This window comes from Streptococcus pseudopneumoniae (assembly GCF_038148935.1).
Classification (GTDB): Bacteria; Bacillota; Bacilli; order Lactobacillales; family Streptococcaceae; genus Streptococcus; species Streptococcus pseudopneumoniae_U.
Genome location: NZ_JBBJZX010000078.1, coordinates 1 through 9,201, shown reverse-complemented (window position 1 = coordinate 9,201; position 9,201 = coordinate 1). Strand labels below are relative to the sequence as shown.

8 protein-coding genes and 1 pseudogene are annotated in these 9,201 nt (G+C 38.0%); all 9 read left to right on the top strand.

From position 1 onward, the window contains the following. Nucleotides 1-288: 288 nt before the first annotated feature. A complete protein-coding gene (locus tag WKI42_RS08275; RefSeq protein WP_368081664.1) occupies nt 289-1,575 on the top strand; it encodes a U32 family peptidase in 1,287 nt (428 codons plus the stop codon). A gap of 384 nt (nt 1,576-1,959) precedes the next feature. After that, nucleotides 1,960-2,805: an ABC transporter ATP-binding protein gene (locus tag WKI42_RS08270; protein WP_173229375.1), complete on the top strand. Its 846-nt coding sequence runs from the start codon at nt 1,960-1,962 to the stop codon at nt 2,803-2,805. 15 nt (nt 2,806-2,820) lie between these two features. Continuing rightward, nucleotides 2,821-3,549 carry a hypothetical protein gene (locus WKI42_RS08265; protein WP_368081663.1) on the top strand — a complete coding sequence of 243 codons (729 nt, stop codon included), beginning with the start codon at nt 2,821-2,823 and terminating at the stop codon, nt 3,547-3,549. Nucleotides 3,550-3,928: 379 nt separating this feature from the next. Further along, nucleotides 3,929-4,138, top strand: coding sequence for a helix-turn-helix transcriptional regulator (locus tag WKI42_RS08260; protein ID WP_346744044.1), 210 nt, complete (start codon nt 3,929-3,931; stop codon nt 4,136-4,138). Continuing rightward, nucleotides 4,128-4,616, top strand: a complete 489-nt coding sequence (locus WKI42_RS08255) for a DUF6773 family protein (RefSeq protein ID WP_368081662.1) — start codon at nt 4,128-4,130, stop codon at nt 4,614-4,616. The genes WKI42_RS08260 and WKI42_RS08255 overlap by 11 nt, the downstream gene beginning before the upstream one ends. A gap of 115 nt (nt 4,617-4,731) precedes the next feature. Continuing rightward, complete coding sequence (locus WKI42_RS08250) at nt 4,732-6,192, top strand: nicotinate phosphoribosyltransferase (RefSeq protein WP_368081661.1); 1,461 nt, start codon at nt 4,732-4,734, stop codon at nt 6,190-6,192. Beyond that, the gene (gene nadE, locus WKI42_RS08245) at nt 6,189-7,013 is read left to right on the top strand and encodes an ammonia-dependent NAD(+) synthetase (protein ID WP_368081660.1); all 825 of its coding nucleotides are present in this window, start codon (nt 6,189-6,191) and stop codon (nt 7,011-7,013) included. Before WKI42_RS08250 ends, nadE begins: the two co-directional genes overlap by 4 nt. Nucleotides 7,014-7,361: 348 nt before the next feature. Beyond that, a complete protein-coding gene (locus WKI42_RS08240; RefSeq protein ID WP_368081659.1) occupies nt 7,362-7,910 on the top strand; it encodes a GNAT family N-acetyltransferase in 549 nt (182 codons plus the stop codon). Between the two features lie 399 nt (nt 7,911-8,309). Further along, nucleotides 8,310-9,026, top strand: a pseudogene (locus WKI42_RS08235) (G5 domain-containing protein); the annotation flags it as partial. Nucleotides 9,027-9,201 lie beyond the last annotated feature (175 nt).

Below are 9,201 nucleotides of genomic sequence, written 5' to 3'. Positions count from 1 at the left end.
ACTATATCAAACCTTATCAATTTAGAAAACAATAGAATGGGAATAGTCATCTAAGGACTAATTTATGTAGTTTAATGAGCCAGTATCTTTGGGTACTGGTTTTTACTTTTCTAGACTTTTTGACTACCTGTTAAAACTGGGTTAATTTTCGACAGTTTAACAGTTATTATGCAAAGTTTAAAAGATTAGAATTGTCAAAACAATCCGTCTAGGCTTGATTTTATCGCTTATTTACTATAAAATGAGAAGGAAAAACGTCAAACTTTTATATTGCAAATAGGAGAAAACATGACAAAAACATTAAAACGTCCTGAGGTTTTATCACCTGCAGGGACTTTAGAGAAGCTAAAAGTAGCTGTTCAGTATGGAGCAGATGCTGTCTTTATTGGCGGTCAGGCCTATGGTCTTCGTAGCCGTGCCGGAAACTTTACCTTTGAACAGATGGAAGAAGGTGTCCAGTTTGCGGCCAAGTACGGTGCCAAAGTCTATGTAGCTGCCAATATGGTTATGCACGAAGGAAATGAAGCTGGTGCTGGTGAGTGGTTCCGTAAACTGCGTGATATCGGGATTGCAGCAGTTATCGTATCTGACCCAGCCTTGATTATGATTGCAGCAACAGAAGCACCAGGTCTTGAAATTCACCTCTCTACCCAAGCAAGTGCCACTAACTATGAAACACTTGAATTTTGGAAAGAACTGGGCTTGACTCGTGTCGTTTTGGCGCGTGAGGTTTCAATGGAAGAATTAGCTGAAATCCGCAAACGCACAGATGTTGAGATTGAAGCCTTTGTTCACGGAGCCATGTGTATTTCTTACTCTGGTCGTTGTACTCTTTCAAACCACATGAGTATGCGTGATGCTAACCGTGGTGGTTGCTCTCAATCTTGCCGTTGGAAATACGACCTTTACGATATGCCATTTGGTCAAGAACGCAAGAGCTTGAAAGGTGAAATTCCAGAAGAATTTTCAATGTCAGCCGTTGATATGTCTATGATTGACCATATCCCAGATATGATTGAAAATGGTGTGGACAGTCTAAAAATCGAAGGACGTATGAAGTCTATTCACTACGTATCAACAGTAACCAACTGCTACAAGGCGGCTGTGGATGCCTATCTTGAAAGTCCTGAAAAGTTTGAAGCTATCAAACAAGACTTGGTGGACGAGATGTGGAAGATTGCCCAACGTGAATTAGCAACAGGTTTCTACTACGGTACACCATCTGAAAATGAGCAGTTGTTCGGTGCTCGTCGTAAAATTCCTGAGTATAAGTTTGTCGCTGAAGTGGTTTCTTATGATGATGCGACACAAACAGCAACTATTCGTCAACGGAACGTGATTAACGAAGGCGACCAAGTTGAGTTTTATGGCCCAGGTTTCCGTCATTTTGAAACGTATATTGAAGATTTGCATGATGCAAAAGGAAATAAGATCGACCGCGCTCCAAATCCAATGGAACTATTGACTATCAAGGTTCCACAACCTGTTCAAGCTGGAGACATGGTTCGAGCTCTCAAAGAAGGACTCATCAATCTTTATAAGGAAGATGGAACTAGTGTCACAGTTCGAGCTTAATGTAGTTGTTTAGTTTTAAAAAATTATGCAAAGCTCCATATACAACACTTAAACGAGATTAAAGAATGGCGAAATCCCTTGATGTGCAAGGGATTAGCTGTCCTTTTTTATTTTTTAAGTGATAAAGTCGGAGCTTAGGTATCCAAAGCCTATCAAATTAAACAAAGAAGCGATGCCGTCGATATTTTGAAATTATATATTTAAACTAAAAACTCTCTATCTTTTTGTGGTAGAGAGTTTTTTTGTTAATAAAATTTTACAAAATGACATTTATATATTGCATTAAGTTAGATATATGATATAATGTTGTTAAAAAGAGGCGCAACTTTTTAAACTCAATAAGAATCAAAGAGCAAACAATGAATATTAATGGAGGAATAAAAAATGGAAGTTATAAATGTAAGTAAGCATTATGGTCATTCAACCATTCTCAAAGATATAAATTTCGCACTTAATAAGGGTGAAATTGTTGGTCTAGTAGGGAGAAACGGAGTTGGTAAGAGTACATTGATGAAAATTCTTGTTCAGAATAATCAACCGACTGCAGGGAATATTATAAGTAGTGATAATGTTGGGTATTTAATCGAAGAACCAAAGTTATTTTTATCTAAAACAGGTTTAGAGAATTTAAAATATTTGTCAAATTTATATGGTGTTGACTACAATCAAGAAAGATTTGGGAGTTTGATTCAAGAGTTAGATTTGACTCAGTCTATTAATAAAAAAGTAAAGACCTATTCTTTGGGTACAAAACAAAAATTAGCTTTGCTTCTAACTCTCGTTACGGAACCTGATATATTGATTTTAGATGAACCGACTAATGGTTTAGATATTGAATCATCACAAATAGTTTTAGCGGTTCTAAAAAACTTAGCTTTAAGTGAAAATGTGGGAATTTTAATATCGAGTCATAAATTAGAAGATATTGAAGAAATTTGTGAGAGAGTCCTCTTCTTGGAGAACGGGCTTTTGACATTCCAAAAAGTAGGAAAAGATAGTCATAATTGCTTGTTTGAGATAGCTTTTTCATCAGCTGTAGATAAAGACATTTTCATTACCAAACAAGAATTTGGGGATATTGTTCAGGAAGAGGGACTGAAAATTACTATGTCTGGGAATATTCAAAGTAGTGAGCTTTTTAAATTTTTTAACGAAAACTCTATTAAAGTAGTTGATTTTGAAACTAAAAAAGAGACGCTTAAAGATATTTATCTAAATCGTTCAAAATAAAGGAAGGATATAATCATGAAATTAAATAAATTGAATTTTCTTAAGGAAAATATAAGGGATTTATATTCATCAGGCGTAATATATCTCGGTTTGATTATCTCGTTTATACCGCCGATATTGGTTACATTCTTTATTCTAAGGACTCAAGGGACATCGCTTGGTATTAAGCATATTTCAAACTTTTATGCTATGCTCGGTATGTTAATGGCTGTTATACATGCTAACCGAATTATTAGCAGGGATTTTTCCTACAATACGATCAGTTTATTTTATAATCAACAGAAAAATCGGATGATTTACGTCTTGTCTAATTTTCTATATGCCATCTCAGTTTCCATTATTTATGCTTTGAATGGCATTGTGTTACTAGTCATCGTAAGTAAATTGGGTGTTCCAGGTGATTTAGGATTAGATTTTATAGTAGTCATTGTAGTCAATACAATTTTGTTAGTCCTATTTTATTTTCTATTATCTTACATTTTCTATTTATACAAATTGAAAAGTGGCTTGGTATTTGGTATTTTAGTAGCTTTACTACTCTTTATCCCTAATATATTAAATACGATTATGATGAATACTAGTAATGATTTGTTTATCAAAGCAATTGAACTTCTTCCTTTTTATTCTTTACCTGTATTTGTGGCTTCAAATACGATGTCTATTAGTCAGTATCTTGTGGTAATCACTACAATCATCTTATTGTATTTTTTCACTCTCAAGAAAAGCAAGGAGTATTCATTTTAGTTTTATTTAGTATTATTTTGTAGACTTAAAATCTAGTAAAAAATCAGTCATCTTGCTATGCTCCTGCTCTTGTTGTGTACACGTTTTTGTCTTATGCTAGACTCATTTCCAAAAGCATTATATAATAGTGATATGAAATCAACTAAATAAGAAATACAAGCAATCAAAACTCGTTTAAAAGACCCTACTAAAGCTAATACTAAACAAAAAATCAAATAGCAAACTAGGAAGTTTATTTCAAGCAATCCAACATACTGATTTTAGGCTGAAGATAATATTGGAGTGCTAATTAATGAGGTTATAATAAATAGCTGACAGCTTGTGTTGGTTTTGGATTTTTTAAGAGTAGATGAGTATTAAAACTATAAGGAGGACGCAGGTGGCTAAAAATTTAAAATTAAAATTAGCTCGGGTTGAGCGTGATTTAACACAAGGTCAACTGGCAGAGGCTGTTGGGGTGACGCGCCAGACTATTGGTTTGATAGAGGCGGGAAAATACAATCCCAGTCTCTCGCTCTGCCAGTCCATTTGCAGATGTTTAGGGAAAACCCTAGACCAACTATTTTGGGAGGAAGAAGATGGTAACTAAATTCATTCATTATCAATTACTTGACGAAAGAGAAGAGCAATTGATCAATAAAGCGGGGGCAGAAAGTTTCTATATCTCTATAGCTTTCTTGCTTTTATCTTATATGATTGTAGTATTAGCACCAAATCTTTTTAATCCGAGAATGATTCTCATCATTATCATTATTGGAACTTTTTACTTTTTCGGCCGTGCTCGAGATTTGGGTGTGAACTACTATAGTCGTTTTCATTTTACAATTTTAGGGTGTTTGCTGGTAACTCTCGCTATTACGACTCTTTTGATGTTGCAGAATTATCAATTTAACATAGAAATTTATCAGCACAATCCTTTGAACGTTAAATACCTGTCTGCTTGGGTCATTACTTATGTTATTTACCTTCCTTGGGTCTTTATTGGCAATCTTGGTCTGAAGAGCTATGGCGAATGGGCTCAGAAAAAGTTTGAGCAAGATATGGATGAACTGGAGAGTGGAGAATAGCTTGTTGCTCTTTTCTCAATACAGCTAAAATGTGATATAATAGTACTAATTTATTGGAATATGTGAAGGTTCTTGAAAATTTTCATGAGTTTCTAGCTAAGGAAGTAGGAAAAGTATGTATCCAGATGATAGTTTAACATTGCACACGGACTTGTACCAGATTAATATGATGCAGGTTTACTTTGACCAAGGGATTCACAATAAAAAGGCGGTTTTTGAAGTCTATTTCCGTCAGCAACCGTTCAATAATGGCTATGCGGTTTTTGCTGGTTTGGAAAGGATTGTGGAGTATCTTGAAGATTTGCGCTTTTCAGATAGTGATATCGACTACTTAGAGTGGCTTGGCTATCATGGGGAATTCTTGGATTACCTTAGAAATTTCAAGTTGGAGTTGACCGTTCGTTCTGCTCAAGAAGGGGACTTGGTCTTTGCCAATGAACCGATTGTACAGGTGGAAGGCCCTCTAGCCCAATGTCAATTGGTCGAAACGGCTCTTTTGAATATTGTCAACTACCAGACCTTGGTAGCGACCAAGGCAGCTCGTATTCGTTCGGTCATTGCGGATGAACCACTGATGGAATTTGGGACTCGTCGTGCACAAGAAATGGATGCGGCTATCTGGGGAACACGCGCAGCGGTGATTGGTGGCGCTAATGGAACTAGTAATGTGCGTGCTGGTAAACTCTTTGACATTCCTGTTTTAGGAACTCATGCCCATGCTTTGGTACAGGTTTATGGCAATGACTATGAGGCTTTCAAGGCTTATGCTGCGACCCACAAAAATTGCGTCTTTCTTGTAGATACCTATGATACCCTTCGTATCGGTGTGCCAGCTGCTATTCAGGTTGCGCGTGAACTTGGTGACAAGATTAATTTCCTTGGTGTCCGCATTGACTCTGGAGACATTGCCTATATTTCTAAAAAAGTTCGTCAACAACTGGACGAGGCAGGATTTACTGATGCTAAGATTTATGCATCAAATGACCTTGATGAAAATACCATCCTTAACCTCAAAATGCAACACGCTAAGATTGATGTTTGGGGAGTAGGTACTAAGCTGATTACAGCATATGACCAACCAGCTCTTGGGGCGGTTTATAAGATTGTTGCGATCGAAGATGAAAATGGTAATATGCGTAATACCATCAAGCTGTCTAATAATGCAGAAAAAGTGTCGACGCCAGGTAAGAAGCAGGTGTGGCGCATTACCAGTCGTGAAAAAGGCAAGTCAGAAGGAGACTATATCACTTATGATGGCGTAGATGTTGCCAGCATGACAGAAATCAAGATGTTCCATCCGACTTATACCTACATCAAGAAGACCGTTCGTAATTTTGATGCCGTTCCTCTCTTAGTGGATATCTTCAAAGACGGGAAATTGATTTACAACTTGCCTAGTTTGACTGAGATTCAGGATTATGCTCGTAAGGAATTTGACAAGCTTTGGGATGAGTACAAGCGTGTGCTCAATCCGCAACACTATCCAGTGGATTTGGCGCGTGATGTATGGCAAGACAAGATGGACTTGATTGACAAGATGCGCAAGGAAGCCCTCGGCGAAGGAGAAGAAGAATGAGTTTGCAAGAGACTATTATTCAGCAATTGGGTGTCAAACCAATGATTGATGCCCAGGAAGAAATCCGTCGTTCCATTGATTTCTTAAAAAGATACCTGAAAAAACATCCCTTTCTTAAAACCTTTGTACTTGGGATTTCTGGGGGACAAGACTCAACTTTAGCAGGTCGATTGGCTCAATTAACTATGGAAGAACTGCGAGCTGAAACGGGAGATGACAGCTACAAATTTATCGCTGTCCGCCTGCCATATGGAGTGCAAGCCGATGAAGCAGATGCGCAAAAAGCACTAGCCTTTATCCAGCCTGATGTCAGTTTAGTCGTCAATATTAAGGAATCAGCTGATGCCATGACAGCTGCAGTTGAAGCTACAGGAAGCTCTGTTTCAGACTTCAACAAGGGTAATATCAAGGCACGTTGCCGTATGATTGCTCAGTATGCCCTTGCTGGTTCCTATAGTGGAGCGGTCATTGGAACAGACCATGCTGCGGAAAATATCACAGGTTTCTTTACCAAGTTTGGTGATGGTGGTGCGGATATTCTCCCTCTTTACCGCCTCAATAAACGTCAAGGAAAACAACTCTTGAAGGAACTTGGTGCAGACCCAGCCCTTTATGAAAAAATCCCAACAGCAGACCTAGAAGAAGACAAACCAGGCCTAGCTGATGAAGTTGCACTTGGAGTCACTTATGAAGAGATTGACGACTACCTAGAAGGCAAAACAATCAGCCCAGAAGCCCAAATGACTATTGAAAACTGGTGGCACAAAGGCCAACACAAACGCCACCTACCAATCACCGTATTTGATGACTTTTGGGAGTGAAAACCTCCAGTGGAGGTTTTCAGCCTCTCACCTTGAAATAAGAAAGTGAGAGAAGGTCCGGTAACTCACAGAGTTCGATTTCGTCGTCTCACCCCCGCAACGATGACTAGGTTTGAAAAAGCTTGCTAGAGCGCATTTCAAACCAGACAGCGACTGCGTCAAGGGATTAGACCAAAAACTCGTTTTCTAGCTGTTGCTGAGTTTAGTCCTTTTTACCCCGAGCATGGAAACAGGTAAGCGAGGAATGTCCAGTGGGCCTTTTTAGCTTATTACCTTGAAATTAAAAAGTAAAACAAATTTCAATGGAGATTGGACAGAGAATCATCTATCAGAAAGTGAGGTAGTATCGTGAAAGCTATCGGTACGCAAACATTACAGACAGAACGTTTGATTTTAAGAAAATTTGTGGAGAGTGATGCAGATGCCATGTTTCAAAATTGGGCTTCATCCTCTGAGAATCTGACTTATGTTACCTGGGATCCTCATCCTGATGTCGGAATCACTCGAAACTCGATTCGCAATTGGGTTGCCTCCTATACCAATCCTAACTATTACAAATGGGCCATTTGTCTCAAAGAGAACCCAGAACAAGTGATAGGAGATATCAGCATCGTTGCAATAGATGAGAATGATTCTTCTTGTGAAATTGGCTATGTGCTAGGCAAGAAATACTGGGGTCATGGTATGATGACGGAGGCTTTGAAAGCTGTCTTGGACTTTTGTTTTACTCAAGCAGGTTTTCAAAAGGTCAGAGCACGTTATGCCAGTCTCAACCCAGCTTCAGGTCGTGTCATGGAAAAGGCTGGAATGTCCTATCTACAAACCATTGTTAATGGTGTAGAGAGAAAAGGTTATCTTGCTGATCTTATTTATTATCAGATAAACAGGGAAGACTAGTGAATTTTCTTTTCTGCTTTCATCGAAGTCAACTATTTATTGTAAATATAATAATTGGCATCCCAAGCTTATTTACAACTTTAAAATAGCATATTGATTAGTACAAGACAGATGTTCTAGTTCCTTCTTTAATCTTGTTTAGTATTAGTTAAAAAATCGCTTTGTAGTAACTTTTAGAAGGAGGATGTAATGGCAAAATCTAATCCCAATAAGCGCTAAGCATTACGTAAACTCGGAAAGATTTTTGGTTCTGTAATAATCGGGCTAACTTTATTTTTAGGAGGAATCTTGAATACAAGTTTTGTTCATGCTGATTGAACAGGAGTGACATTTATTAAAGACGATACCCGCCGTAAAGGAGAGGAACCGGAGACTGATGTTGATGAAGTAGGAAATATTATTGTTAAAGTTCCAGCTAAGGATAGCGTTGAAATAAAAGTAATTCCAATTGAAACAGAATATCTCGATGACCCAACTCTTGATAAAGGACAGCAAGTGGAGGAAATACCAGGAAAAGCTGGAGAAATTACGCTTATTACAACCTATACTGTAGATGAAGAAGATGGTACAGTCACTGAGCATACCTCTCGTCAAACAAGAACAGAGATGGAGAAAAGACGTATAAGGAGAGGGACGAGAGAACCTGAAAAAGTTGTTGTTCCTGCACAACCATCTACTCCTTCATATCTTGCGTCTGTTACATCTAACCAAGGAACAGATGCAACAGTAGAACCAGCTAAACCAGTTGCTCCAAAAACAGGTTGGAAACAAGAAAACGGTATGTGGTATTTCTATAACACTGATGGTTCCCTAGCAACAGGTTGGGTACAAGTGAATGGTTCATGGTACTACCTAAATACTAACGGTGCAATGGAGACAGGATGGCTCCAAAATAACGGTTCATGGTACTACCTCAACTCTAACGGTTCCATGGCAACAGGTTGGGAGCAAGTTGATGGTTCATGGTACTATCTAAACAGCAACGGTTCTATGAAAGCCAATCAGTGGTTCCAAGTTGGTGGTAAATGGTATTATGTAAATGCATCGGGTGAGCTAGCGGTCAATACAAGTATAGATGGCTATAGAGTCAATGACAATGGTGAATGGGTACGTTAATAGATTCCTCCCTGCGACACAATTGATAATAGTATGTCTGAATATATAATTATGTATAAAAAGCTATAGATAAGATCATCTTATAGCGACTATAAAAAAGTGAACAAGCCTAGTCTTCTGTACATTAGAATTCAGGTTTGTTCACTTTTTGTTTAATACTCAATGAAAATCAAAG

Bases quoted from the DNA above. Each gene is read 5' to 3' on its own strand.
- WKI42_RS08275 (WP_368081664.1), top strand. From the start codon at position 289: ATGACAAAAACATTAAAACGTCCTGAGGTTTTATCACCTGCAGGGACT.
- WKI42_RS08270 (WP_173229375.1), top strand. From the start codon at position 1,960: ATGGAAGTTATAAATGTAAGTAAGCATTATGGTCATTCAACCATTCTC.
- WKI42_RS08265 (WP_368081663.1), top strand. From the start codon at position 2,821: ATGAAATTAAATAAATTGAATTTTCTTAAGGAAAATATAAGGGATTTA.
- WKI42_RS08255 (WP_368081662.1), top strand. From the start codon at position 4,128: ATGGTAACTAAATTCATTCATTATCAATTACTTGACGAAAGAGAAGAG.
- WKI42_RS08250 (WP_368081661.1), top strand. From the start codon at position 4,732: ATGTATCCAGATGATAGTTTAACATTGCACACGGACTTGTACCAGATT.
- nadE (WP_368081660.1), top strand. From the start codon at position 6,189: ATGAGTTTGCAAGAGACTATTATTCAGCAATTGGGTGTCAAACCAATG.